The organism is Nitrospira sp. KM1, assembly GCF_011405515.1.
Taxonomy (GTDB): domain Bacteria; phylum Nitrospirota; class Nitrospiria; order Nitrospirales; family Nitrospiraceae; genus Nitrospira_C.
In genome coordinates this window covers 2656277-2681004 of sequence record NZ_AP022671.1, presented here as the reverse complement: position 1 = coordinate 2681004, position 24728 = coordinate 2656277, and the positions used below count along the sequence as shown (strand labels likewise).

Genomic DNA, 24728 nt, shown 5'->3' with positions numbered 1-24728 from the left:
CTCCCTTGTCGGACAATGCCAATGCGTCAATACGGACAGACCGAATCTCTTCAAGTTTGGCCTTCTGTTCTGCGGATAAATAATCGCGGTATGCTGATGAAGGGATCGGATAGATGGCAAGGATGACAAGCGCCAGGATCAAACGCGGGGCCATGGGCATGGTGCACCTCCTCACTAGCATTCCGGCAATAGGCAGTGAAGATGAGAAGATTCTCTAATTATAACGGGCCGTACAAACAGAGGCTACCGGAGATTCTTCCTCACAAGGGTCGCACGTATCTCCCTTCGCGGCACGGGATCGGATACTCTTCTGAGGCTTTGAAGAGAGCGCTGCATTCAGGCATCATCGATCAACACATCAAGCCCAACAATCCCACAATCCCCGCAGGAGTATGGGTTGACAGTTGGATGCTTCCAACGGTAAAAAATAGCAATAGGAACGTGTATTTTCGCCTGTTTGCTGTGTAGAGGACATCAGTCCAACATCCCCGCCGTGCGAGAGTGGCGGAACTGGCAGACGCGCGAGACTTAGGATCTCGTGGGTAACCGTGGGGGTTCAAGTCCCCCCTCTCGCACCAGACTGCGTTTCACGCCCTGAACCAAAGGATTGACTCGATTCATGAAGATGGAAATGACCGAATTGGGACCGATGAAACGGGCCCTGAAAATCGAAGTGCCGGCGGAAGAAGTTGCCCAACGATTTGTGCAGGCCTACAAGGAGTTGAATCGCCAAGTCCGTGTGCCGGGTTTCCGCCCTGGTAAAGCCCCATTGGCTCTCCTGGAACAGCGTTATGCCAAGTCAGTAGAGGAGGACGTCCTCCGCAATATCGTCCCCGATTTTTACGGCCGGGCTGTCCGCCAAGCAGGTATCTCTCCGGTATTGGTCGATATTCCGCCGCTCGAGCGCGTCAAAATCAAGAAAGATTCCCCTTTTACGTTCACGGCGACTGTCGAAATCAAACCCAAGATCGAACTCAGGGACTATAAGGCTCCCAACCCGATTTCGTTGAAGCCAGACAAGCGTTCCGTCGGCGACGATCAGATCCAAAAAGGGTTGGAAGTGCTGCGAGAACAACACGCCCGTCTCGAAGCCGCACCCGATGGGCATACGATCCAGGAGGGCGATTTTGTCATCCTGTCGATTGAAGGACGGCTCGACGGACAGCCCCTCGAGGGTTCCAAGAAAGAAGGCCATCTGCACAAGGTTGGATCAAAAGCTCCTCTCTTGGGATTGGATGTGGACGCACATCTCGTGGGAAAACATTCCGGCGACCAGGTGGAAATCACGCAGCCGTATCCGACAAGCCATCCTGACAACAGGGTTGCAGGCAAGTCAGTAATATTCTCGGTGTTCCTTACCGGCGTACGAATCAAGAAACTCCCGGACTTGGACGATGAATTTGCGAAAGATTGTGGCTCCTATGCCTCATTGACCGAACTGACAGACCGGCTTCGCAGTGAAATGGAAAAGGCCCTGAAGCGGGAAATCGAGGACTCCTACAAAGATACGATCCTCAAACGGCTTGTTGAGACACATCACTTCGACCTTCCTGAAACGCTGGTCGAACGAGAACTGGAGGCCATCATCAGGCAATATATGCAACAGCGGCAACGCCGAGCCGCGAGCGGCGACGACGGAGGTGCGACAGAAGACCTGGAGCAGCTTCGCCAGCAAAATCGGGAAGAAGCAGGTCGCCGCGTCAAAGTCGGGCTCCTGCTTGAGGCCATCGCGGAAAAGGAACAGCTTACCGTGAGCCAGGATGATGTGAACCATGAAGTGCATCGTTTGGCGACCGAATTAAAAATGCCCCAAAACGAACTGGTAAAGATGATTCAATCGGGTGGACAGGATGCCATCGAGGAATTGCGTGCTCGCATCCTGGCTGATAAGTCGTTGGATTTCGTCTATCGAAACGCCGTGATTCAAGGATAGTCGGGACCCGTCCGGTCCGGCGGCCGGCCTCACCACAAGCGGAAAGGATACCGTGCATGTTAGTTCCTATTGTCGTTGAGCAGACGAATCGGGGCGAACGGGCGTATGATATTTATTCGAGGCTGCTGAAAGACCGGATCATCTTTCTCGGAGCGCCAATCGATGATGTCTTCGCCAACCTCATCATTGCTCAACTGTTATTCTTGGAAGCCGAAGACCCTGAAAAGGACATTAACCTCTATGTCAATTCACCAGGTGGAAGCGTGACGGCTGGTCTGGGTATCTATGACACGATGCAGTACGTGAAGCCGCCCATCAACACGATTTGCCTCGGACAGGCGGCCAGTATGGGGGCCTTGCTGCTCACCGCCGGGACCAAGGGAAAGCGGTTTGCGCTTCCGAATGCCCGCGTCATGATCCATCAACCACTGGGTGGATTTCAGGGACAGGCCACGGAAATCGATATCCACGCCCGAGAGATTTTGAAGATCCGGGAACGGTTGAATGAAATCATGGCCAAGCACACAGGACAGCCGATTGAAAAGATCTCCCACGATACAGAGCGGGATTACTTCATGTCCGGGGAGGAAGCCAAGCGCTATGGCCTGATCGACGAAGTCATAACCAGGGCGCCCAAGACCCTCAAAGCCGTCGGTGGATCAGAGAAGGACGGGGCCAAAGATAAGTAACACAGGAGGACGCATGGCCAAGCAGGAAAAGATGGACCGACATCTTCGGTGCTCTTTTTGCGGGAAAAGCCGCGACGAGGTCCGTAAATTGATCGCCGGTCCCACCGTCTACATTTGCGATGAATGCGTCAATCTTTGTAACGACATTATTGCCGAGGACTGGGAGGAAGCGAAGGAGGAAATTTCCTCCAAACTCAAGAAACCATCAGAAATTAAGCATCACCTAGACCAATATGTCGTCGGCCAGGAGCGGGCGAAGCGGATCCTCTCAGTTGCTGTCCACAACCATTACAAGCGGATTTCTGCCAAAGAAAAAGACGTCGATGACGTCGAGTTGCAGAAAGGCAACATCCTCATGGTGGGGCCAACTGGTACAGGCAAGACCTTGCTGGCACAAACTCTGGCGAAGTATCTCGATGTGCCGTTCACACTCGCCGACGCGACCACATTGACCGAAGCGGGCTATGTCGGGGAGGATGTGGAGAATATTATTCTCAAGCTCCTTCAAGCGGCCGATTACGACGTGGAACGTGCAGAACGAGGCATCGTCTACATAGACGAAATCGACAAAATCAGCCGCAAAAGCGACAGTCCCTCGATCACGCGAGACGTGTCGGGAGAAGGCGTCCAGCAAGCTCTCTTAAAGCTGGTCGAAGGCACCATCGCCAACGTTCCCCCTCAAGGGGGACGGAAACACCCGCATCAAGAATTCATCCAGGTCAATACCGGCAATATTCTCTTCATCTGCGGTGGGGCGTTTGTCGGCCTTGAGCAGATCATCGAACAGCGCCTGAACCGTAAATCGATGGGGTTTGGAGCAGAGATTCGCAGCAGGGGGGAAGTCCGAATCGGCGAGTTGTTTGAGAGAGTACAACCAGAGGACTTTCTCAAGTACGGCCTGATTCCCGAATTTGTTGGCCGGCTTCCTGTTGTGGCCACCCTCGATGAACTGGATGAGCGGGCGCTCATCCGCATTCTGACTGAACCGCGGAATGCTCTTACCAAGCAATACGAAAAGCTGCTTTCGTTCGAAAAGATCAAATTGAAATTCACCGACGGGGCGCTCGGCGCGGTCGCACGCAAAGCATTCGTTCAGAAGACTGGCGCCAGAGGTCTGAGAGCCATCTTGGAAGAGGTGATGCTCGACGTGATGTACGATGCTCCCTCACAGAAACAAATGAAAGAGGTCCTCATCACCGAGGACGCCATTCTAGGGAAACATCCTCCCATACGGATATTTGAACAGGACAAAGACGCAAAAACCGCATAAATTCGCTTTGTTGCGCGATATATCCATCTCGATACCGCTTTCTACGCCGTATCAGAAGAGGGGTGCTAAGCATCCCTCTTCAACATGCATTCCAGCATCCTCCCCAACCCCCAAGCATTGATACTATGCGCTTTTCCTCGACAGCATTAAATGCTGCGCTATACTTGGGAAGTACGTGTCTGCAGGGGGGCATGTGAAATACCAGGTCGCGTCGAGTCTCAGACACAAGGGCAAAACCATAGAAATGGATTCGGCGCGAGAAATTGTCACGCTTCTCGGCATTAACGGGGAAGCGATGGGCAATCTCTCTTGGGATTTCGTCATCGACCAAATTCTTGCCTACCGCAAACCCCCCGCCACACGAGAATCCAGGACAGAACCCCGTGTGACGCTATCCTTTCGTGTGAAGTACAGAACTCCGGAAGGACAATATTATGAAAGCCGCGCAGGCGGAATCGGCGGAGGAGGCTTGTTCATTGAAAGTTCCGCGCCGTTACCGGTCGGGACAAAACTCGCGATGGAATTTTCACTTCCTGAAAAACCGAACGAATGGCTTCCTGCCAAAGGATTGGTCGCGTGGGTATGTCCGCGAGCCGACCAATATACGTTCAGTCCGGGCATGGGAATACGCTTCACTGAGATCGCCACCGATATTCGGACCCGTGTCCTCGATCTCGTCAAGGCCATTCAGCATGTCGGCCAACCAGCCGCCTGAGACGTCCGATCGTCAATCCGCTCATGACCGTATGAGGCGTGTCATATGAAATTCCCGGTTATGGAAACACAGGGGCACGAGGGCAAAACGCTGGAAATCGACAGCGATCGTGAATTGATCACTCTGTGGACTCTGGATGGGAAGTTGCTGGGCGCGGTTTCGTGGCTGGAAATCATTGAGCGTATCCAGACGGCAGACGACGACACGCGGTATGCCCATGCCCGGGCCCATCAGAGAGCTCCGTTGGCACTCAAAGTCAAATACACCACGCCTGAGGGAAAGCAATTCGACAGCCTGACCGGAGGTATCGGAGGGGGCGGCCTGTTTATAGAAAGCAGTACTCCACTGGCGCCAGGAACTGAGCTCGCCGTTGAATTTGCTCTCCCGGACCGCCCTTGGGAAAAGCACAAGGCGAAGGCGAAGGTCGCCTGGACCAGAAATAAACCCGAACGCTTTCTCTTGTTTCCCGGGATGGGAGTCCAATTTACGGAGATCGATGACAAGTCGCGCACGGAACTCGTCGATCTGGTGTCAGCCCTCAATCGATCCCGTGCCTAGATCCTTTCTCTGATCTCGCCCATCGCCGAACCTCTTCCGCACGATCAGTCTCTGCAATTCGCTTGAGCACCGGACGAGTCTCTTCATCATCGAGATGCCGCAGTCGGTAAATCGCTTCAATGCGCACGGCCGGCTGGGGATCATGGAGCGCGACCTCACGTATTCGCAGCGCCGCTTCTTTTGCATCTGCTTCGCCGAGTACGGCCACTATCGCCTGCCGAACGTCGGGATCCGGATCGTGCATCGCACCCGCGAGCTGCTCCGATCGCGAGGACAGATCGAGCGGAATAAGTGCGTAGGAAGCGGCTCTTCGCACTTCCCTGCGGTGAGATGACAATAAAGAAACTAACGGACCGAGAAACTCCAATGGAGGCTCCAGTTCCCCGAGCGCCTCGGCCGCCGCGAGACGGACCTCCGCTTCCGTGTCCTCCAAGGCCCGAATAAGATGCGGCACCACCTCCGGTATGGTTCCAGAGCCGGTGCGACCCACCGCTTTGGCTGCAGCATTCCGGACCATCGGATTTGGATCGTCAATAAGCGGTATCACCGCAAGGGCAGTAGCTGGGTCACCGATCTTTCCAAGGGATTCGACTGCGGTCCGCCTCATTGCCGGGCTCGCATCATGGAGAAGTCCGATCAACGTCGAAACCGTTTGCTGTACGGAAGATGGTGTTTCCTGAACACATCCAGACCAAGACAACGCTGCGAGTGTCAGTACGACCCCAGCGACGAGCACAATCCTCTGTTGCAGAGCGAGTCGCGGCGTGGCGCTACGCAATGCCGTCACACCGATTTTGGAGGATCTTCATGGACGGCAGGGAGTTCTTTTGCGGCGTCGATGGACTGTTGAAGTTCTTTCTGTGCGGCATCGACTTCGGCCTGAATCGTCCGCATTTGCGGATCAACTGAGTTTCGGACATCTGCCACGGCTTGCTTGAATGTCCGCAGCGCATCACCAAGTCCCTCTCCTAATCCTTGCATGTCCTCAGGAGACACTCCCTGCTGCTGTGCGGATTTAGCTTTCATAGCCGCCTGTTGTGTCTGTACCCGAGCCACAGCATCCTTGTTCACCACCGCCGAAGGACGTTTGGCAGCAGGCTTCTGTTGCGCTCCGGCAGGTAGAGGCGGATATTGCGCCCGCATGGCCGGGCTCGGTGTCGCCGCTCGTTCCTCCATTGTTAGAGGTCGTGAGGTCGCCTCGGCAGGATTCTGATTCGCCGCGGGCTGTCCGGATGATCCTTGAGAACGCGGTTGATATGGCTGGGGTCCCATGTTGTATACAGCAGCCGCTGTCGTTCCCGGGGTTAACTCGGGTCCTGGGGTATAGGGTGCCGTCGGCTTCGGCGCCGATGCGGCGGAATGGTTCGGAGCAGGAGGTTGTGCCGCAGCGACAGACTGCGTGTGGGGTGGTCCCGGCTGACTCTGCTCGGATTGCGAGACTTCGGCAGGTGGGATGTCATGGACCTCTTTCTTAAAACCCTTAAGCGCCTTCCCAACTCCTTCGCCGATTTGAGGCAGCTTTCCCGCTCCGAATATGATCAAGACAATCGCAAGAATGATGATCAGTTCAGAAATGCCCATTGTACCGAACATGCCGCAACCCTCTCTGACTATGGAAATCCGACCCGAATACTATTGGTTTTTCATATATGAGTACTGTAAAGGCCTGTGGAAGCCACTGTCAAGGAATGGGCTTTGGATCGGAAGGCATTCAGAGAAGAGGCGACAATTCCGTCTGAAGGGGCAGTCCGTACACGCGCGCTTCGCGTTCGCCGACGTAGACATCCAACTCGCTTCTGACGCCGAACTCTCCCCTCAAATAGACTCCAGGTTCAATTGAAAAACATGTGCGGGCCATGAGTCGGCGATCGTCCTGGGTTTCCAGACCGTCTATGTTGGCTCCGTTCCCATGCACTTCCTCACCGATAGAATGCCCGGTCCGATGCAGAAATTGATCGCCATACCCGGCCGTCCGAATGACCCCGCGACACACGTCATCCACTTCACATCCGAGCGGATAGCGCCCGTTCTTTACTGCTTCTTGGACGAATGTCAGTGCGGCATCGCGGCCTTGCCTGACAATTGCAAAGATCTCCTGATGTTTCCGGGGAACGTGCTGACCTGCATAGGCAGTCCACGTAATGTCCGCATACACCGATGACGCGTGAGCTTGCTTCGCCCATAGGTCGATCAAGACGAAATCATCTCGCTTGATGCCGCTGGAACCAACCTCCGAAGGACCGTAGTGGGGATCGGCGCTATGGGCGTTGACGGCGGCAATTGGCGCGCTGGACGTCACCATCCCGGCGGCATGGATCCGAGCGAGGATAAATTGTTGAAGCCCGTATTCAGTCAGATTGCGTCCGTTGATGACGCCGGCGCGGATATGGTCGAAGGCCTCATCAACGATACGCCGTAAGGCGGCGGCGGCAAACTGATGGGATTCCAGCTGCTGGTCGGTCCAGCAGGCCTCGAACGTCTGAATCAAATCAGCCGAAGTTCTCACCTCGACCCCACAACTTCTGACCAACTCCACAGTACCGGCGTCCACCCGTGATACGTAGGGGACGGCATTGAACGGCGAGTACTGCATGGAAATGATCCGGTGACCAGACAAGATCCGGGCGAGAGACCGGCGCTGTTCGTCCCACGATAGATACGTGATGGCATCGCCGGGGAGAGCATCCAGCACGTGCGGCTCAATGCGGTGAAGGAGTTTCGTCGGAGCACCTTCTGCGGGGATCCAATAATACCAGCGCCGGGTCACATGTATGGCGGGATCGAGCAGAAGCACCCGATATCCGAGTGGATCGCTCCCGCGAAAATCATAGAACAACCATCCGTCTGACGTGCAGGATTCGCGGAGCGCGCGCTGAATGGCGGCGACTCGTTCTTGATGCGCAGCCGACATAGGAATCCGCATCTTATCGTCGCGTCGATGGGGCCGTCAATGAACGCGGCAACCACCGCATGGGCGTGCTAGAATAGCTGCCATGCAATCGAATGCACCGGCTGAACCGTCGCAATATCGAATAACGCTCTTCTTCGGACCTGAACCAGTGGCGACAAAGCCGTCGACGTACGCTTGCGTGTACAACGTCAAGAAACGCAGTTGGAAGGGCGGCATCCAAGTTTCCATTGAAATCACTCAAAGACAGATCGATCGTGCCGTTGATTCAATCAGCTTCAGACGATGGCTGGCAGAGGTTCTGTTCGGATCAATCCCAGCGGACGGAACGGAATTGGCCGGCAGAGCGCATGAACTATTTATTCAAGCCGTTTGCCGGACCAAACTTGACCTGTTGTTGCAATCAGGCATCGCACAGGAAAACCAATGTCTCATCGCCGACACATATTCCCAGGAGCTGGAGGAGACGCTCCCTGATAAGAGCGCGTTCATCACATCATATGTAGCATCTGAACTGGATATTTTATCGGGAGACACAAGTCCTTCATGACGGATCATGTTCTCGGCAGGGGGTTTGCAATCAAACCTGGATTTGCTATAACCCACGTATATATTAATTTGTGGGAGAGCGCTCGAAACGTGGCCGTGCTCTCCTGGCTTCGTTGGAAGAAGGAGGACTCTCTGTGAAGAGCTATTCGTCATTATACATATCTGCCGGTGATACCTCCTACGTCCGATTTATTGCCATGGCTGTTCTTTTGACGCTTTGCACCATGTTGCTGGCTCCTGAGGCTTGGAGTCAGGAGTCCGCGCCGACAAACCCATCCGAGGGTGGCACGACTTCCGGAGCTGCGATGGGAGCCGCAGCCGGCCTTTCGACCCTGATCTATCTTCCGTTGAAGGCGGTATTCGCAATCGGAGGAGGCATCGTCGGTGGTCTCGCCTACGCATTCTCAGGCGGGAACGAACAGGCAGCCAAGAGCATCTGGACAACTAGCATGTATGGAACGTATATCATCACTCCCGAGCACCTCCGCGGTGACCGGCCCATCCGTTTCCTGGGGGTGGCCGATAATAACGAACCTGCTCCATCGCCTTCCACGCCGGAAATGGAACCTATCCGCTAAGTGATGAAACCGCTCATCGGCGTGACCCCAGACTTTAACGCCGGTGATCGGAAGGACTGGGGAGGCCGCGAAGCGACCTATTTTCTCCGCGCCCGATACGTTCGGGCCGTGGAAGAGCTTGGCGGCATTCCAGTCGTGCTCCCGTTGGTCGCCGACCGCAGCTCGCGCAAACGGTTGCTCGACGGTATCGACGGCCTGCTTCTCACGGGAAGCGGTCCGGACCTCAAGCCGGCGCTGTACGGTGAACGTCAACGGTACAAGTTCAGCATCGTCAGCGAACGAAGAACCGATTTCGAACTCGACATTCTTCGCCTGGCAAGATCCTCGGACAAGCCGGTTCTCGCCATTTGTGGAGGCATGCAAGCTATGAACGTCGCGTTCGGAGGGACCCTCTTCCAAGACATCCCTTCGCAGATCGCAGCACCGTTACAACATCGCCAAGCGACACGGGCCACCCATCTGAGCCATGACGTGGCAATTGTCCATGACAGCTTGTTGGGCAGGATTGTAAAAGCCGTCACGATGCGAGTGAACAGCTCCCACCATCAGTCCGTCAAGACCGTCGCCCCCTCCCTGGTGCCCAGTGCAGTGGCTCCCGATGGCATTGTGGAGGCGATCGAATCGGCTGGACGATCATTCTTCCTGGGCATTCAATGGCATCCCGAATTCCTGTTCGAGCGATATCCTGCGCATCGGCGTCTGTTTGAAGCCTTTTTGCGCGCGGCGCGTGTACACCGTGCGGCCTGACTTCCACACCACCAGTCAATCCAGCACTGCTCTATCCGGACGTGCTGCTATACTTGATTGAGTATGGAACCTGACGTGCTCGTGCGATCAGCTGCGGCTTCCCAGCAAGGAACAAGCGGACGTTCGCTGGTCGGTCGATGGTTCCGTACCAAATCGATCGAGCAGATCCTCGCAGACGCGGAACAGCCCGCCCAACGTCTCAAGAAAACTCTGACTGCCTGGGACCTGACCTGTCTTGGCATAGGAGCGATCATCGGAACCGGTATTTTCGTTCTGATCGGAACGGCCATTGTGGGGGATGCCCATCGCCCAGGGGCTGGCCCCGGCATTATTCTATCTTTCATTTTATCGGGTCTGACCTGCGCGCTGGCAGCGCTGTGTTACGCCGAAATGTCCGCCGTGATTCCCGTGGCAGGAAGTGCCTACACCTTTTCCTATGCGACGCTTGGTGAATTGCTCGCCTGGCTGACCGGATGGAATCTGATCCTCGAGTACGGTGTGGCTTGTGTGGCAGTAGCGATCGGGTGGTCGGGGTATTTCAATAATCTACTCAAACTCGCAGGCTTGGAATTGCCCTACTGGGCCACTCATCCGCCGGGCGGATCAGAGGGCGGGATCGCGAACATTCCAGCAGCTGTGATCGTGCTGCTCGTTACGATCATTCTGGTCGTGGGTGTGAAAGAAAGTGCCAGAGTGACAGGCATCGTGGTCGTCATCAAGCTGGCAGTCATCGCGTTTTTTATCGGAATCGGCAGCACCTCCGTGGACCCAGCCAATTGGACCCCCTTCATGCCGCAAGGCCTCGGAGGAGTCGGGGCCGCCGCTGCAATTGTCTTCTTTGCCTACATTGGCTTCGATGCAGTGTCCACGGCAGCCGAAGAAGCGAAAAACCCCAAGCGAGACGTCCCGTTTGGCATCATCGGATCCCTGGTCGTCTGCACCATCCTCTACATTGCCGTCGCTGCCGTCCTAACCGGTTTGGTACCCGTGTCCCAGATCGACATCCATGCGCCCGTGGCAGAGGCGCTTCGCGTCGCCGGTTTTAAATGGGGAGCGGCTGTCATCGCCGTGGGCGCCGTTGCTGGGATTACCAGCGTCTTGGTCGTGATGATGCTGGGTCAGATTCGCGTGTTCTTCGCCATGTCTCGAGATAGGCTCCTGGGCACCTCCCTCTCCACAGTTCATCCGCGGTTTGGCACACCGCATCGGGCCACCATTCTCACCGGCCTGGCTGTGGCTTTTCTCTCCGCCCTGATTCCGATTGGTGAAGCCGCCGATATGACCAATATCGGTACGTTTTTCGCCTTCGTCCTCGTATGCATCGGTGTCATCGTTCTTCGTTATACGAAACCCGACCACCCACGCCCCTTTCGCCTGCCGTTCATGCCAATCGTACCAATCCTCGCAATGCTGGCCTGCCTGGGACTCATGTGGCAGCTGCCGGCGTTGACGTGGATGAGGTTCGGAATTTGGACGATTGTTGGAATCGCGGTGTACTTGGGATATGGAATGAAAAAGAGCCGCCTCGAAAACCTTCAGGCAGGACACCCGCTCACTACGAATTCCAAGTGACGTCCATTAGGCCGGATCGGCCGGTGGCTTCGATGAAGCAGTCGCTTGCGAAGCCGGCGGAGTCGGATTCGGCGCAGCGGGGGGCGTTGTTGGTTGAGTCAGAGCGCTCTCCAAGCTCGAAGAAGAAGCTGTATTGACGCCTGGTTGCACACCAGCAGGCGGCGCGGCCGGCTTGAGTCCAGGGGGAGACGCTGCAGCCGCAGGCATCGGCTGGGTCGGAGTACTTCCAGCGGCAGCAGGAGAGGACGGAGTTGCAGATGGCTGTGCGCCAGCGGCGCCAGCTGGCTTGGGTGCAGCTGGAGGTTTCGGAGGAGCCGGCTTCTCGGGCTTAATTCCCCCTTCCCACGAAGGGCCAGAATACATCTCGGCTGACAATCCCTTTGCCTTCCATTTATCCTCAAAATCAGCTGCGGCCTTATTGGGAGTTTCCCCGGTCCCGATGACGTCGTTCCAGGGATATACCCTGGGACTGATCTGGCATTTAGTATCCGTCCGCTTTAAATACAACGCGATCGGATTCCCTCGGTACGGCCCGAGGTAAATATGGACAGAGCCCACGTATTCGATCAACGCCGCCATGCAGTCTCCAAAGAACGGCATGATGCCACAAGACTTGAGAAGAGGGCAAGCCGATGGGGGAAGTCTCGACCTCTCTTCACCGCCCCAGAGTCCGTTCAAAGGGAGAAAGCAAATTGGATTCTCTTCAATGAGAAGGGGCGGGCGTTTGGGGAGGACGTTTGCGGATCAGAAACACTCCCAAAACCAAGACCATGATCACCATGACGTTTAGCCCGACATCCATCAGATATTGATAGAACTGTGTTTCGCTCATGGCCGGTAGATGTGACAACTCCGCGCTTGCCGTCAACACACGTCTGGTGCAAGCAATGATCCCGACGGCAAGATAGGGCTCAAGGTCCAGTACTTCGGTTTGCAAAAATCGGATGACGGTCCGAAATAGCTCCAGAAGAATGATGACGAGCAAGAGGTCGTTCAATAGCTTGAGGCCGGAAGGAAGCAAACCGAATTCTCCAGCCTTGATTGCAAACACGTACCAGGCATGGGCAAAAATCAGCATTCCCAAGAGCAGCAAGCTGAATCCGGCGGTCAAATAGCCGAGCCGGTCCAGCCACTCCATGATCCCGCACCAACGCTTCATGACTTCTTTACGATCTCGCATCGCGATCCTCCGAATCGGCCGATCAGGCGTGGCCCGGGGGGCTATTTTCCTTGGGTTCCGACGCTCTGAGCTGGCCATAGTTGAGCTCTCGCACGGAACTGGCCGTCAATGAATGTCCGCAGCAACGGATCTCCTTGAACCCGGCGCCACCGTCCATGATCATGACCCGCAGGCCGCATGAGTCCGGATAGAGCTTCTTTTCGTCAATCACGGTGGCGGGAAGCAACGTTCCTTTTGTGCGCCCCGTTCGACTTCCCAACTCAGATACCAGATCCTCTTCCGTCAACTCGTGATCGCAACACACGACTTTCTCGAACCCGGCGCCACCGCCCATGACTTTGACAACCAGCCCGCAGGCGTGCGGATGCCGTTTTCGCTCATCAATGAGATCGCCCTTCTTTACTCCCATGAGTCCTCCGTATACTCACACCCAACGCTACACCGCCTTGGCAATCGCCCTCTTATCGAGCCGGGACTTAAACTGCAGCATAGTATGCAATAAGGCTCGATGCGTGCGACAGCCCGCAACCAACTTGGCGTCCGAAAGAACAGCGGGTTTGTAGGGAATGAGAAATCGTTGTTTCATGCGCTGAATCCTGGCCACCGATTGATCCAGTCGCTCCGTTGAAATGATTCCCGAAGATACCGCTTTTTCAATCGCTTCAAAGGCCGCAACTTCTCGTTCACGCTCTTTGCAGATCAATAACGTGTCGCAACCTGCCTGCAAGGCAAGAACCGATGCGTCGCCCATTCCGTGGTGATCGACGATCGCTCGCATTTCGAGGTCATCGCTCAGTACGACGCCGTCATAGCGAAGTTCCTCCCTGAGCAAACCGGTGATGATGGTATGGGACAGGGTCGCCGGCAATTGCGGATCCAGCTCTCTGTACAGTACGTGGGCGGTCATGATCGATGCGATCCCTGCCGCCACGGCACGACGGAACGGAGGAAGTTCGACGGCCTCCAGCCGTTCGTGAGCGGCTTCGACAACCGGTAATTCTTTATGGGAATCCGCCTTCGTATCCCCGTGGCCGGGGAAGTGTTTCCCACACGCGACCACACGATTGTCTTGGAGGCCGGCGGCCATGACCGCCGCCATCTCGCTGACGATGTCCGGTGTGGATCCGAACGCCCGATCTCCGATGATCGGATTGTCCGGATTGCTGTTGACATCCAATACCGGCGCCATATTCATGTTGATCCCGACTACCTTCAATTCCTTGGCGATCGTCGCGGCCGCCGCATACGTCAACTCGCTCGAGTTGCACCGGCCGAGGAGTTCGCATGCCGGGAAAATCGTAAACCCATTCGGCAGCCGGGACACTCGTCCACCCTCCTGATCGATGGAAATGAAAAGCGGAGATTTCGGACTGTGCCGCTGCAAGTCATTCGTCAGTTCCACGATTTGCTCAACGGATTCCAGGTTCCTGGAAAAGAGAATGATCCCTCCCGGCTTATACTCTTTGATGAATTCGGCGAGATCGGGCGCCACCGAGGTCCCCATGAAGCCGAACATGAACAATTGGCCGATTTTCTCGCGAGAGCTGAATTGGAGACGTGCCACTTAGAGGCTCCTGTCGATCAGGTATTGCAAGAGCAGCCGAGTCCCGATCCCCGTCGGTCCCTTCGGAACATAGGCCCGTTCCCGTTCGCTCCAATCCGTGCTGGCAATGTCGATGTGCGCCCAGGGACAGTTGCCCACGAACTTGCTCAAGAACAACGCTGCGGTAATCATCCCCCCGCCACGACCGCCGATATTGCGCATGTCCGCGACATCGCTGCGAAGCTGTTCGAAGTATTCATCCCAGAGCGGCATTTCCCATACCCGTTCGCCGGATTTGAATCCGGACTTGCGCAGTTGCTCTTTCAACCGATTGTCAGTCCCGAACATTCCAATCGCGAACTGACCGAGCGCAACCACGCAGGCCCCTGTCAGGGTGGCGATATCGATGAGGGCGACAGGATTATATCGCTGCGCATAGGCCAGCCCGTCAGCCAATATCAACCGGCCTTCAGCATCGGTGTTCTGAACCTCCACCGTCTTTCCCGCAAGGGTCTTCACGATGTCTCCCGGCTTCATCGCTTTACCGCCCGGCATGTTCTCCGCAACCGGTAAAATCGAAACCAGACGGATGGGAAGCTTGAGTCGGGACGCGGCTCTGATCGACGCGAGTACCTCGGCTCCGCCCGTCATGTCCGCCTTCATGTGTTCCATGTTCTCTGCCGGCTTGAGAGAGATACCCCCCGTATCAAACGTGATCGTCTTCCCCACGAGGACGACGGGACGTTCGTCCTTCTTCCTGGCGCCGTTGTACTCGAGGATGATGAACTTGGGAGGTTCCTGACTGCCTCTGGCCACGCCCAACAATGCCCCCATCCCAAGCTGTTCCATATCCTTTTGCTCGAGAATCTTGAGCGCGATATTCTCTTCCTTGGCGATGGACTTGGCCTCGGTCGCAATACGCGACGGAGTCATCACGTTCGATGGATGGTTACAGAGGTCTCGCACAAACGTCGCGGCCTCGGCCGTGGCCACGCCCCGCCGGACGCCTTCGGTCAACTGGCGGACGGTGGCTTTCTGGGATGTGAGAACCGTCATCGCGGCCATGTCTTTACCCGGACTGTTGTCACTGCGGTAGGCGGTGAATTGGTAGCTTCCGAGGATCGCGCCCTCGGCCATCGCCTGGGCCATCTCGGTCAGTGAATGCCCCCTCGGAGCGACTTGAGGAGCAATCACGGTGAAAGAGTCGGCCTTGCACTGCCGGACTCGTTTGACGGCGTACCCCAGAGCCTGCCTGATGGCATCCAGGGTCAGTTCCTTTTTTTCCCCCAACCCGACGAGGACAATGCGCTTGGCGGGAATTTTCCCTTGCGAATGAAAGACGAGCGTTTCATGGGGTTTGCCCTCGAATTCCCGGGTTTGCAACAGCTCACGCAATGCGCCTCCGAGTCCCTTATCAATGACGGCGGCGTCCTGCTTGCCCAGTCCTTCGCCTTCGCAATGCAGCAATACGATCGCTTGAGCCGCTTCAGATTCTGCTCGCCCGGCCTTGACCTCCACCTGCATGATCTTCATTCGTCGGATCTCCTTGTTCATGGCTCAATCATGGAGCCTGCCGCGACCAACGCAGACCGTCAATTCACAGGGCGACCCCTCCCGCAAGGCGTCCTATCCGCGGTCTACACCCCTCGCATGTCGGGAGCCCAGATGAATTTGTGAATTTGCAATTGAAACCGCACGGGGAGTTGATCCTCCAGCACCCAATCGGCAAGCTGCCGAGGTTCAACGCTCCCAAAGACGGGACTCATCAAAATGGGGCAGCGCTTGATAAGATCAAACCGGTCTATGACATCACGTGCCCAGTCGTAATCACGCCGGTCTCCCAATACGAATTTGACCTCGTCCTTTGCCTCCAGCTTGGACAGATTCGACCAGTTCATCCGGTCCGCCATCCCGCTGGCCGGACATTTGACATCCAGGATGACATGCGCCCGCCTGTCAACTGGTTCGATGTCGAGCACCCCGCTCGTTTCAATCAATACTGTGTATCCTTCGTCGCAGAGCTTTGTAATGAACAGGAACACTTCAGGCTGCGCGAGCGGCTCTCCTCCGGTCACTTCTACCAGGGGACAATTGTAGGAAGACACCTTCGTGAGTAACGTGTCGATCGACCACTCTGTTCCGCCATGAAAGGCATATTCCGTATCACACCAATTGCAACGAAGCGGGCATCCGGTAAGCCGCACGAACACGCAGGGCATTCCCACATAGGATGACTCGCCCTGAATGCTATGGAAGATTTCCGTAATTCGCATGAGTCAATTCCGAAGCCGATCATATCCGGAATCAAGGCGGGGATCACCTGGAGTAAAATTGGATGTCTGTACGGGCAGGACACGGCCGACGCTCAGCGTCATGAGTTCCATCCTACAACCGGCCAGCTCCGACGGCTCGCGATCTGTCTCATTCCCCGGATGGGATTGACGACGACCGGGTATCCCACTGATTCCAGCAACTCGACATCTCCCGGACTATCGCCGTATGCAAACGAATTCTTGAGATCAATGTCTTTTTCGCGTGCATGTGCCACGATCAACTCCTGTTTGCCGCGGCCGTAAGGGAGCGGAGGAAGGACACGGCCCGTGTAGACGCCATCGAGTCGTTCGAGTCTGGCGGCAAACAGCGTAGGAACGTTCAGAAGTTCCGCCAAAGGAATGATCAAGAAATCCGGAGCAGCCGTCACTAAGATCAGGTGATGGCCGGCCTGTCGATGGGCGTCGAGCCGGTCGCGGGCCTTCGACGAGACACGTCCGACCATTTCATTTCGAAAAAAGTCGCGGGCATGGGCCTCGATTTCGAACCGATGCTTGCCGGCCAAATACAATTTCCTTTCCCGCAGCGGATGGATGGAGAATGTTCTCTTCCCGACCACCCACGCCACACTCCTTTTGAGCTCGAGCCACCCGACGAAGCCTTTGCGCCAGAGATAGCGAAAAAACCTGATTTCGCTGGCCTGTCCGGGCAGTAAGGTGTTGTCTACGTCGAATAATGCCGCGACAGAAGTCACGGAAGACGCCGTAGCGGCTCGAACGAGTGAGGGATGAAGATCGTGATACCCTTGCACGTTATTGAAAGCGGCTCTGTAAGTGTGGGCAATCGAGCGCCAATCTTACCGAACAGCCTGTTGATTGACAAGGATTTTGGGGTACTTCTATAATGTCGCTCCCTCAGCATGTCGCTTGTGCTTGCTCGCGCCCTGCGACGGTTCTATTTTCCCCATTGCGGGATGGAGAACAGTGCGTAGGCGACGACGATAACAGGGTGCCATGCACGCAAGGGTGTACTCCCGTTAATGCCGAAGTGGTGGAATGGCAGACACGCACGTTTGAGGGGCGTGTGGCGCAAGCCGTGCGGGTTCAAGTCCCGCCTTCGGCACCAAATGCTTCGTGGTCATCTCTAGACATCTTGCACCTCTTTGCACCTCCAACTCTCTCCGACTGATCCCTTGACCGTATGCCCCCAAGCTTCCGAGAACTCGGTGCCAGTCTCATCAGAGAAGGAGGCTCACGCCAAAGTTAGTGAATTGTTTGCTCGGCTCGCACTCCGATGCTAGAGTGCTCGGTAACTATCATTCTCGACCAAGCAATCAATCACAACAGTTCACACACTATGAATGCTATGAATCTCCCAAAGGAATCTCGGCCCTCAATCCTCATTGTCGACGACGAAGATCAGGTGCGCCGGTTGATCCGGAGTACCTTCGAAGAGGCGGGATATCGTGTAACAGAGGCCAGTAATGGGAAAGATGCCTTGACGCAATATCGCATGGCACCCACCGATCTCGTCATCACCGATATTCTCATGCCGGATCAAGACGGGCTTGAATGCATTACCACCCTGCGGCGCGAATCCCCGCATGTGAAGATCATTGCGATCACCGGCGGCAGCGACATGATCGGCGTCTTGGGGTTCCTCGACGTGGCCAAAATGTTGGGGGCGCATCGGACTCTCCAAAAGCCGTTTGAGATGAAATCTCTCCTCGCTGCAGCCGAATCGGCGCTCCAGACCTAATTTAGGCTTCCCTGCCCTCCACTCCCGTTGACAAGCTCTCAGACTGACTTCAGACTGTCCTGAATGATCCACGTCGGGAGTTGATGGGTGACTATATCGTGGAGTTCTCTTGGCAATGCGCTGCTGGGCAGCCTTGTTGTCACAGTGGGCGGCTGGCTGGCATGGGATGCCTTTCCGCTGCTATTGGCCATCTTGCTATTCACGGCCGTCACGGCATTTCTGATCTGGAAGGGCACTACCGCCGGCTTGGTATGGGCATGGTCCACTCTCTTCCTGGGCGCGGAAAGCTTCGCCTGGCCTGTCGTGACGATGATACAGGTCCGGACGGCGACGCAACAGCCGTCCGATGAGCAAATGGGAACCATTCTCTCGGCCGCACTCATCGGGCTGTTTTCCTCAGTATTTTGGCTGGCATTTTCCTACGGGCTATTCAAACGAGCAGGGACGCCATCGGCATCTGTGACGACAGCGGAGGTTCTCCCACCAGCGACTCCGCCGCGCCGCCGTAACAGGCGGTGATTACCATGTCTCGACAGGATCGACGTCCACGTCAAACTTCGCCATACGGGCTGGATACGCCTCCTCTAGTTTGGCCGTCGCGAGTCGGACGACCTGCACTCCGTAATCTCGATCCGATGTTTTGATCAGAATCTGCCATCGGCTTCGGCCTCTCAGTGTTGCGATGGGTGACGGCACCGGCCCCAGTACCATGAAAGAATGAGCGGTCTTTGATGCAACGCGAGGAACCAGTCCCTCTTCTCTTTCGTGTGGCTGAGGAAACTCTTGAAGTCGACTCGCCCATTCGCGTGCCGCCTTTACAACGGTTGCGCCGTGCAATCCCGATACTTGCAGTGCGATCAGATGCACGACGGGCGGATACATCAACGCTTGTCGATGGGACAATTCTTCGAGTTTGAACAACGCTCCGTCGGATCGCGCAATCGACTGTATGGCATGATGGTGCGGGAGGTACGATTGAATGATGACGCGGCCTACACCACCTCCGTCTCGGCCGACTAATTCGATCGCATCCAGCAATTGATGGTACGTGCGTTCGGCCGCGCGAAAGTCAGGACGATTGAGGCTGCTGTCTGCCTGAACGATCCCGACAAGACCGGCGCCAGATAATCTGGAATCTCGGAGAATGAGTTGCGTGCCGATGAGGACATCCCATTCACGCCGGGAGATGCGGCTCCATGTCGCCTTGGCGTGGGCCGGCTTGCGCATGGTTTCGCCGTCTGCCCGAACAACCCGCGCTCCTGGGAATCGCCCTTTGATTTCATCTTCGACCCGCTCGGTTCCCTCGCCAATTGGTTGCAGACGCGACCCGCCGCATGCCGCGCAGGTTTCGGGAATGGGGATGCGCACGCCGCAATATGAGCATGAGAGTCGTCCGGCTAGCCGATAGTAGGTCAGCGCCACGCTGCAGGACGCGCAACGAGGAACCTGACCGCACTCACCGCAGACCAGCGCGCCTGCATACCCCTTACGATTGAGAAATAATACGACGCCCTCCTGCCGATGGATCGTCTCCTCGATCGCAGCGATCATCCGGGGGCTCAGTGCTTTGTTTCGGGGGTGAGCGCGTAGATCGACAACTTCTATGGACGATAGTCGGGCGACAGAAGACGGATGAGTATACACGTCACCTTGACTGAGCGCCTCCGACTCAAGAGACAGGTGTAACGAGGCTTGCACGAGAAGCGCCTGATCGCTATTGGCCCTCATCCAGGCCACTTCTCGTGCATGGTAGCGAGGCTCTTGAGGTTCCTTGAACGCCGCGTCCTCGTCCTCTTCAATCCAGATCAAACCTAGTTGAGTCATCGGCAGAAATAGCGCTGACCGAGTCCCTACTACAATCGGGACCTTCTGCCTGTTGACCTCATCCCAAATGCCGCACCTCTGTTCCTCTCGTAACCCGCTGTGGAAATAATTGACTTTCGCTTTGATGACAGCGGACAACATCGCAGCCAACCTTTCAGCTCGGTTGGCCTCGCCAACGAGGACCATGACGGTCCGCTGTTGGCCCAAAACTATGCTTACCGCGCGTCCGAGAGCATCAATACGATCCTGACTGGAAGCCTGAACCGCCATGCGGGCTGCTCGGCGCTCGAGCAGAAGAGTGCTTATCCGCTGCTCCCATTGAAACGATTCTGCTCTCGTCTCCTGCCCGCCATCACCGCCAATTGTCCATCGATCGATTCGGCCGTCCTCTCGGTCTTCTCCAGCTGGCAGCACTCTGGATCTCTCGATCCAACCTTTCGACAGCAGCCCTTCTATCGTGGCCATGACACTTGAACCGGTTTTCCCCGTCAACGTGAGCTGTCTAATCCCCCCACGTTTCCTTAAAAGCCGCTTCAAGAGAATACGTTCGTCAGGAGGCAGGGTGCCGTTCCCATTGAGAGCATCACGTCCGCTCTCAGTCAGTTTCAACAGTCCCGAATCAGGCGGCCAAGCATGGGTCGGAGGCATGACAAGCCGCAAGCATTGCCCCAACGGCGCACAATAATTGTGGGATATCTCTCTTGCCAGATGAAGCAGTCGTGAGGGAATCTCCGCACTGGCCGATCCGCCGACGAATCCCTGGACTTCTCTGACTCTCGAGTGCTCAACTGGACCGGAAAACGTGCGAGCCAGTTCGATTACCGCTCCGTGCAAAATCGATTTTCCAAATGGGACGACGACGAGGTGACCGACCTTGATGCTCGACGCGAGCCGGGACGGAACCTTGTAGGTAAAGGGACCCGCCATATGACGAGGGACGATGACATCGGCATACAGAGAATCGGTTTGAGAAATCGGAGAAGGCAGGTTGACGTTCATGCCGCATTGTAGCAGCGCTTGAAAACACCGAACAATGGAGCGGGTCGTAAGAGGCCCGTGGAGCGATCGCAGGAAGCGAACGCTCCCAACGGGATCAGTCTCTACGGCTGAACGAGGGACTGCTGATTTGAAACCTGATCCGGAGCCGCAGGCTCGACAACCGTTCGCCCGGCTCCTGGAATTTGATCCGATCCGATCGAGGCGCTATCAATCGCAGAGCTCTTCGACTCGACGGCTGGTTCGGCTACCGGTTGATGGGATGGCGCGGCAAGACCTTTGATATCCGGTGCCGGATGGCTCGATTGGACTTCGTCTCTTAAATCTCCCGCCGCAGAAGACCGTTCTGCATCTCCCTTACCGGTCTCAGGAGTATACAGCACAACATCGACTCGACGGTTCCGCTGACGGCCTTGCTCCGTCGCATTGCTGACAACCGGTTTTGTGTCACCAAACCCGATGGAAGAGATTCGTGCCGAGTCGATGCCCCCCTTGTCAACGAGATATCTCAGAACCCCGGTCGCGCGGGCTTTGGACAGATCCCAATTGGTCGGATAGCGCGATTTGAGAGCGGGACCAATTTCCATGTCATCGGCATGCCCTTCGACTCGAATCATTTGTTCGCCCGGGGCGGCCTTCACGTTTTCCACGAGCTGATCCAGCACCCTTTGACCATCCGGTTGAATGGTCGCCTCACCAGATTCATAGCGCAACTGCTTCGTCAGTCCGGTAAGTGTAATACGAGTCTCCCGTACGGTACCTTTGGCATGAGCCGCCCTGTCACCAGAAGATGCCATGGCCGAGGAAACCGACGGAATCGAGTCATATCCCTCAGAAGGCATCGAGACCGGTACGATATCGTCACCTTGCAGTTTGAGGTGCACACGGTCTCCCTTGAGGATCCGCGAGGTGGATTTGGTGATGAGCGCCGTCGCGGTATGATCCTCTGTCCCCAAAATGCTGATTTGGCCCACTACGCGCGAAGGCAGATTACCGCCGGAGCGAACGACCTCCATTTGATCCCCTGGGCGGACCCCGTCCTCTCGTCCTTTATCAATGTAGACGATATTGCGTTGCGCAACGAGGGTCATGCCCATGTTCGCCTGCAATTCGACGACCATGCCCGTCACATCCTTTGCCGGGACTCTGTCAGGAGCCGGATGTTCTTCAGGGAGAGTGAATTTCACCACCGGGTCGCCTGGAGAGATCGCTGCATAGGCTCTGATGACCTGAACCGTGCTCAGCGATTTTTCCACCTGCGTCACACGCACGATGGCGAGACGGTTAACGAGATAGCCCATATATCGGTTCGTCTGTGGATGGAAAACCTTGCGCGTTCGCTTGAAAATGCTGTAAAGGTCGCCTATTGACGCCTCTCCCGGATTCCTTAATTTGAGATACAAGACGTCACCTTGCCCCAACTGCATCCTGTCTCCGGTTGTCTGATTGTCTCCGGTAATGACGTTGACCACGCCATCCTGAGGGCTCGATTGCCTAATCGATCCGGATGCATAGGTGAGGACCGATTCTCCGTATCGAATGCTGTCGAGATCATCAGCCCAAGCCATCTGGCAGTTTGCGTAAGCCAATGCCATTACGGACAGAACCACAACATGTAAGGTTGAGCGCAGGATCATAGTAGTAGTCCTTCTTGTTAGGACAAGGGTTGCTTTGAGCAACCTTAGCAAATCGTCACATACTGTCAAGGTTTATGCGGTCTTGCCCAATTGACCATAGGCAACAACGGGTGCTACGCTCGACCCAATGGATGAAGAATCGATCATGAGTACGCCTTCAAACGGACCTGAGAAATCCCCGAGCGTGAGGGCCTCCCGTATCGAGACACAAATCCATAGGCGGAAAAAGGCAACGGCCCAGCCGCCTCTGCAATCCGAGTGGCAGCAAAATGACGAGGCACCCCCGGGGCATTTACGGATGCCGGCAGAGAATATGCGTCGTTCTTAAATGAATATTTTCCTGCAATTCCAGCCAGATAAGATTCTTGCATAATTCAGAGATGCGACTGAGGGGACGTTCAACCGGCAAGCTCGCTTTTGCTTCAAAATGGCAAGATAAATTCTTTCGATCAGCCTAGGACTTTCGGGTCTCGACCCTAGGTCCTTTGTACGCTTGCTATACGTACGACCCACCGTCTAAGATCCCGTTCTTCCTTGCAACTCAAGGCGTTGAAAGGCACTTCCCATGAGCGGTTTTGAATTACTCCTTGAGTATCTGACAAAGTATTTTCCGATACTTCTTTTCATTTTCATTGCGCTGGGATTCGGGGTCGTGACCCTATTGATCAGTTATTTGGTTCAACCTAAGTATCCGGAACCGGAGAAACTTTCGGCATATGAGTGCGGATCTGAGCCGTTTTCCGATGCCCGAATGCCTTTCCCGGTGCGCTACTACATCTTTGCAATGCTGTTTGTCATTTTCGATATTGAAGTCATTTTCCTTTACCCTTGGGCAGTGGTATTCACCGATATCAATAAAGTGAGTGTCATCGGATTGGTGGAGATGCTGATCTTCATCGCGCTGTTCCTCGTCGCCTACGTCTACGCCTGGCGAAAGGGGGCCCTGGAATGGGACTAATCCAACTCGGTCGCCAGGAAAAGGACGGCTCGCCGGACGTGATTACGACTACGGTGGAAAAGGCCGTCAATTGGGCTCGAAAGGGTTCGTTGTGGCCGATGACGTTCGGGTTGGCCTGTTGCGCTATCGAGATGATTGCCGCGGTTTCTTCGCGGTACGATATGGATCGCTATGGAGCGGGAGTGTTCAGAGCCTCTCCCAGGCAATCCGATCTCATGATCGTTGCGGGGACCGTCTGCAGGCGGATGGCACCGGTCATCCGCAAGATTTACGATCAGATGCCGGAACCGAAATATGTGATTGCCATGGGTTCTTGCGCCACGTCCGGGAACATTTATGACAGCTACAGTGTCGTGCAAGGAGTGGATCGTTTCGTACCGGTCGACATCTATGTCCCCGGCTGTCCACCCACGCCCGAAGCCCTGTTTGACGGAATCTTGAAGCTTCAAGAGCGAATTATGCAGAAGCGCGTGTTTGTGAAACAGCCCGAGCAGGTGAGGCCAAGCTTCAAAGCCTAGGCATCGTCTATGTCCCCAGATCAATTGACCAATCGCCTTCAGGAAAATTTTTCAACCGGCTTCGTCAAGGCCGTGGAATGGCGAGGTGACTTGGCCGTGACGGTCTCCCGTGAGGCATTACATGAAGTGGCGCAATTTCTTCACGACGATCCGGCCATGGATTTCGATTATATCGTTCACGTCAGCTCCGTCGATTGGCCCGATGACGAAGAACGGTTCGAAGTGGTCTACGAGTTCTATTCGATCAAGAAGCGCCATCGCATCCGCTTAAAAACCCGGGTGCCGGAATCGGACTGTATCGTGGATTCGCTGACGGATCTGTGGATGGGCGCGGAATTTATGGAGCGGGAAGTCTACGACATGATGGGGATTCGATTTCGTCGTCATCCGGATCTTCGCCGGATCCTCATGCCGGATGACTATACCGAAGGTTATCCGTTGAGAAAGGATTTCCCTCTACGCGGTAAAGGCTGGCGGGACACCTTCGAATTTCTCGATGAAACATCCCGCTGATCGGTGCTTGA

Annotated in this window: 26 protein-coding genes and 2 tRNA genes; 16 read left to right on the top strand and 12 right to left on the bottom strand. The window is 55.7% G+C overall.

Features of this window, described 5'->3' with window-relative positions; translation table 11 throughout:
• Positions 1-495 precede the first annotated feature (495 nt).
• The 6 genes from W02_RS12470 (at position 496) to W02_RS12445 (ending at position 5165) form a co-directional block, all read left to right on the top strand.
• A tRNA-Leu gene (locus W02_RS12470) sits at positions 496-578 on the top strand.
• Positions 579-619: 41 nt separating this feature from the next.
• Complete coding sequence (gene tig, locus W02_RS12465) at positions 620-1933, top strand: trigger factor (RefSeq protein ID WP_173048179.1); 1314 nt, start codon at positions 620-622, stop codon at positions 1931-1933.
• 56 nt (positions 1934-1989) lie between these two features.
• Positions 1990-2622: an ATP-dependent Clp endopeptidase proteolytic subunit ClpP gene (gene clpP / locus W02_RS12460; RefSeq protein ID WP_173048177.1), complete on the top strand. Its 633-nt coding sequence runs from the start codon at positions 1990-1992 to the stop codon at positions 2620-2622.
• Between the two features lie 13 nt (positions 2623-2635).
• Positions 2636-3892 carry an ATP-dependent Clp protease ATP-binding subunit ClpX gene (clpX, locus tag W02_RS12455; protein ID WP_173048175.1) on the top strand — a complete coding sequence of 419 codons (1257 nt, stop codon included), beginning with the start codon at positions 2636-2638 and terminating at the stop codon, positions 3890-3892.
• Between the two features lie 193 nt (positions 3893-4085).
• Entirely contained in the window at positions 4086-4607 is a 522-nt protein-coding gene (locus W02_RS12450; protein ID WP_173048173.1) for a PilZ domain-containing protein, read from the top strand.
• Between the two features lie 45 nt (positions 4608-4652).
• Positions 4653-5165, top strand: coding sequence for a PilZ domain-containing protein (locus W02_RS12445; protein WP_173048164.1), 513 nt, complete (start codon positions 4653-4655; stop codon positions 5163-5165).
• Here the strand turns inward: W02_RS12445 and W02_RS12440 are convergent.
• The 3 genes from W02_RS12440 to W02_RS12430 form a co-directional block, all read right to left on the bottom strand.
• Positions 5146-5952, bottom strand: a complete 807-nt coding sequence (locus W02_RS12440) for a HEAT repeat domain-containing protein (RefSeq protein ID WP_173048154.1) — start codon at positions 5950-5952, stop codon at positions 5146-5148. The two genes, W02_RS12445 and W02_RS12440, sit on opposite strands and share 20 nt — an antisense overlap.
• Positions 5949-6758, bottom strand: a complete 810-nt coding sequence (gene tatA / locus W02_RS21885) for a twin-arginine translocase TatA/TatE family subunit (RefSeq protein ID WP_173048152.1) — start codon at positions 6756-6758, stop codon at positions 5949-5951. The genes W02_RS12440 and tatA overlap by 4 nt, the downstream gene beginning before the upstream one ends.
• Positions 6759-6876: 118 nt before the next feature.
• Entirely contained in the window at positions 6877-8076 is a 1200-nt protein-coding gene (locus tag W02_RS12430) for a Xaa-Pro peptidase family protein (protein WP_173048150.1), read from the bottom strand.
• Between the two features lie 82 nt (positions 8077-8158).
• Between W02_RS12430 and W02_RS12425 the strand changes: the two genes are divergently transcribed.
• The 4 genes from W02_RS12425 (at position 8159) to W02_RS12410 (ending at position 11519) form a co-directional block, all read left to right on the top strand.
• Entirely contained in the window at positions 8159-8623 is a 465-nt protein-coding gene (locus W02_RS12425) for a hypothetical protein (RefSeq protein WP_173048148.1), read from the top strand.
• Positions 8624-8756: 133 nt separating this feature from the next.
• On the top strand, positions 8757-9200 hold the full coding sequence (locus tag W02_RS12420; RefSeq protein WP_173048146.1) for a hypothetical protein: 444 nt from the start codon (positions 8757-8759) through the stop codon (positions 9198-9200).
• A 3-nt stretch (positions 9201-9203) separates the two neighbouring features.
• The gene (locus W02_RS12415) at positions 9204-9947 is read left to right on the top strand and encodes a gamma-glutamyl-gamma-aminobutyrate hydrolase family protein (RefSeq protein WP_173051471.1); all 744 of its coding nucleotides are present in this window, start codon (positions 9204-9206) and stop codon (positions 9945-9947) included.
• Positions 9948-10028: 81 nt separating this feature from the next.
• Positions 10029-11519: an amino acid permease gene (locus W02_RS12410; protein ID WP_370467984.1), complete on the top strand. Its 1491-nt coding sequence runs from the start codon at positions 10029-10031 to the stop codon at positions 11517-11519.
• Positions 11520-11525: 6 nt separating this feature from the next.
• Here W02_RS12410 and W02_RS12405 read toward each other — a convergent pair whose 3' ends face one another.
• The 7 genes from W02_RS12405 to W02_RS12375 form a co-directional block, all read right to left on the bottom strand.
• Positions 11526-12098 carry a hypothetical protein gene (locus W02_RS12405; protein ID WP_173048144.1) on the bottom strand — a complete coding sequence of 191 codons (573 nt, stop codon included), beginning with the start codon at positions 12096-12098 and terminating at the stop codon, positions 11526-11528.
• 124 nt (positions 12099-12222) lie between these two features.
• Positions 12223-12699: a phosphate-starvation-inducible PsiE family protein gene (locus tag W02_RS12400; RefSeq protein WP_173048142.1), complete on the bottom strand. Its 477-nt coding sequence runs from the start codon at positions 12697-12699 to the stop codon at positions 12223-12225.
• A gap of 22 nt (positions 12700-12721) precedes the next feature.
• The gene (locus W02_RS12395; RefSeq protein WP_173048140.1) at positions 12722-13108 is read right to left on the bottom strand and encodes a hypothetical protein; all 387 of its coding nucleotides are present in this window, start codon (positions 13106-13108) and stop codon (positions 12722-12724) included.
• Positions 13109-13135: 27 nt separating this feature from the next.
• Positions 13136-14263 (bottom strand): beta-N-acetylhexosaminidase, encoded by a 1128-nt coding sequence (nagZ, locus tag W02_RS12390; protein ID WP_232068532.1) that lies wholly within the window; start codon positions 14261-14263, stop codon positions 13136-13138.
• Positions 14264-15775 carry a leucyl aminopeptidase gene (locus W02_RS12385; RefSeq protein ID WP_173048138.1) on the bottom strand — a complete coding sequence of 504 codons (1512 nt, stop codon included), beginning with the start codon at positions 15773-15775 and terminating at the stop codon, positions 14264-14266.
• Positions 15776-15879: 104 nt separating this feature from the next.
• A complete protein-coding gene (queE, locus tag W02_RS12380) occupies positions 15880-16515 on the bottom strand; it encodes a 7-carboxy-7-deazaguanine synthase QueE (RefSeq protein WP_173048136.1) in 636 nt (211 codons plus the stop codon).
• 98 nt (positions 16516-16613) lie between these two features.
• Positions 16614-17267, bottom strand: coding sequence for an HAD family phosphatase (locus tag W02_RS12375; protein WP_173048133.1), 654 nt, complete (start codon positions 17265-17267; stop codon positions 16614-16616).
• A 287-nt stretch (positions 17268-17554) separates the two neighbouring features.
• Between W02_RS12375 and W02_RS12370 the strand changes: the two genes are divergently transcribed.
• From W02_RS12370 to W02_RS12360, 3 genes are all read left to right on the top strand, one after another.
• Positions 17555-17638: transfer RNA gene (locus W02_RS12370), tRNA-Leu, on the top strand.
• 240 nt (positions 17639-17878) lie between these two features.
• The gene (locus tag W02_RS12365; protein ID WP_173048131.1) at positions 17879-18271 is read left to right on the top strand and encodes a response regulator; all 393 of its coding nucleotides are present in this window, start codon (positions 17879-17881) and stop codon (positions 18269-18271) included.
• 87 nt (positions 18272-18358) lie between these two features.
• Positions 18359-18790 carry a hypothetical protein gene (locus W02_RS12360; RefSeq protein WP_173048129.1) on the top strand — a complete coding sequence of 144 codons (432 nt, stop codon included), beginning with the start codon at positions 18359-18361 and terminating at the stop codon, positions 18788-18790.
• On the opposite strand, the gene priA is transcribed toward W02_RS12360, so the two are convergent.
• A complete protein-coding gene (priA, locus tag W02_RS12355) occupies positions 18791-21094 on the bottom strand; it encodes a primosomal protein N' (RefSeq protein ID WP_173048127.1) in 2304 nt (767 codons plus the stop codon).
• A 101-nt stretch (positions 21095-21195) separates the two neighbouring features.
• Positions 21196-22659, bottom strand: coding sequence for an OmpA family protein (locus W02_RS12350; RefSeq protein ID WP_173048125.1), 1464 nt, complete (start codon positions 22657-22659; stop codon positions 21196-21198).
• Positions 22660-23293: 634 nt separating this feature from the next.
• Between W02_RS12350 and W02_RS12345 the strand changes: the two genes are divergently transcribed.
• From W02_RS12345 to W02_RS12335, 3 genes are read left to right on the top strand one after another with little or no spacing between them, the layout of a single operon-like run.
• The gene (locus tag W02_RS12345; RefSeq protein ID WP_173048123.1) at positions 23294-23686 is read left to right on the top strand and encodes an NADH-quinone oxidoreductase subunit A; all 393 of its coding nucleotides are present in this window, start codon (positions 23294-23296) and stop codon (positions 23684-23686) included.
• Positions 23677-24204, top strand: a complete 528-nt coding sequence (locus W02_RS12340; protein WP_173048121.1) for an NADH-quinone oxidoreductase subunit B — start codon at positions 23677-23679, stop codon at positions 24202-24204. Before W02_RS12345 ends, W02_RS12340 begins: the two co-directional genes overlap by 10 nt.
• A 9-nt stretch (positions 24205-24213) precedes the next feature.
• A complete protein-coding gene (locus W02_RS12335) occupies positions 24214-24717 on the top strand; it encodes an NADH-quinone oxidoreductase subunit C (protein ID WP_173048119.1) in 504 nt (167 codons plus the stop codon).
• The last annotated feature ends 11 nt before the right edge of the window (positions 24718-24728 follow it).

Coding starts and splice junctions, on each gene's coding strand:
- queE (WP_173048136.1), bottom strand. CDS start 16,515: ATGCGAATTACGGAAATCTTCCATAGCATTCAGGGCGAGTCATCCTAT.
- tatA (WP_173048152.1), bottom strand. CDS start 6,758: ATGTTCGGTACAATGGGCATTTCTGAACTGATCATCATTCTTGCGATT.
- W02_RS12340 (WP_173048121.1), top strand. CDS start 23,677: ATGGGACTAATCCAACTCGGTCGCCAGGAAAAGGACGGCTCGCCGGAC.
- clpX (WP_173048175.1), top strand. CDS start 2,636: ATGGCCAAGCAGGAAAAGATGGACCGACATCTTCGGTGCTCTTTTTGC.
- W02_RS12430 (WP_173048150.1), bottom strand. CDS start 8,076: ATGTCGGCTGCGCATCAAGAACGAGTCGCCGCCATTCAGCGCGCGCTC.
- W02_RS12445 (WP_173048164.1), top strand. CDS start 4,653: ATGAAATTCCCGGTTATGGAAACACAGGGGCACGAGGGCAAAACGCTG.
- W02_RS12400 (WP_173048142.1), bottom strand. CDS start 12,699: ATGCGAGATCGTAAAGAAGTCATGAAGCGTTGGTGCGGGATCATGGAG.
- W02_RS12405 (WP_173048144.1), bottom strand. CDS start 12,098: ATGGCGGCGTTGATCGAATACGTGGGCTCTGTCCATATTTACCTCGGG.
- W02_RS12385 (WP_173048138.1), bottom strand. CDS start 15,775: ATGAAGATCATGCAGGTGGAGGTCAAGGCCGGGCGAGCAGAATCTGAA.
- tig (WP_173048179.1), top strand. CDS start 620: ATGAAGATGGAAATGACCGAATTGGGACCGATGAAACGGGCCCTGAAA.
- clpP (WP_173048177.1), top strand. CDS start 1,990: ATGTTAGTTCCTATTGTCGTTGAGCAGACGAATCGGGGCGAACGGGCG.
- W02_RS12365 (WP_173048131.1), top strand. CDS start 17,879: ATGAATCTCCCAAAGGAATCTCGGCCCTCAATCCTCATTGTCGACGAC.
- W02_RS12350 (WP_173048125.1), bottom strand. CDS start 22,659: ATGGCTTGGGCTGATGATCTCGACAGCATTCGATACGGAGAATCGGTC.
- W02_RS12335 (WP_173048119.1), top strand. CDS start 24,214: ATGTCCCCAGATCAATTGACCAATCGCCTTCAGGAAAATTTTTCAACC.
- W02_RS12395 (WP_173048140.1), bottom strand. CDS start 13,108: ATGGGAGTAAAGAAGGGCGATCTCATTGATGAGCGAAAACGGCATCCG.
- W02_RS12415 (WP_173051471.1), top strand. CDS start 9,204: ATGAAACCGCTCATCGGCGTGACCCCAGACTTTAACGCCGGTGATCGG.
- W02_RS12345 (WP_173048123.1), top strand. CDS start 23,294: ATGAGCGGTTTTGAATTACTCCTTGAGTATCTGACAAAGTATTTTCCG.
- priA (WP_173048127.1), bottom strand. CDS start 21,094: ATGAACGTCAACCTGCCTTCTCCGATTTCTCAAACCGATTCTCTGTAT.
- W02_RS12425 (WP_173048148.1), top strand. CDS start 8,159: ATGCAATCGAATGCACCGGCTGAACCGTCGCAATATCGAATAACGCTC.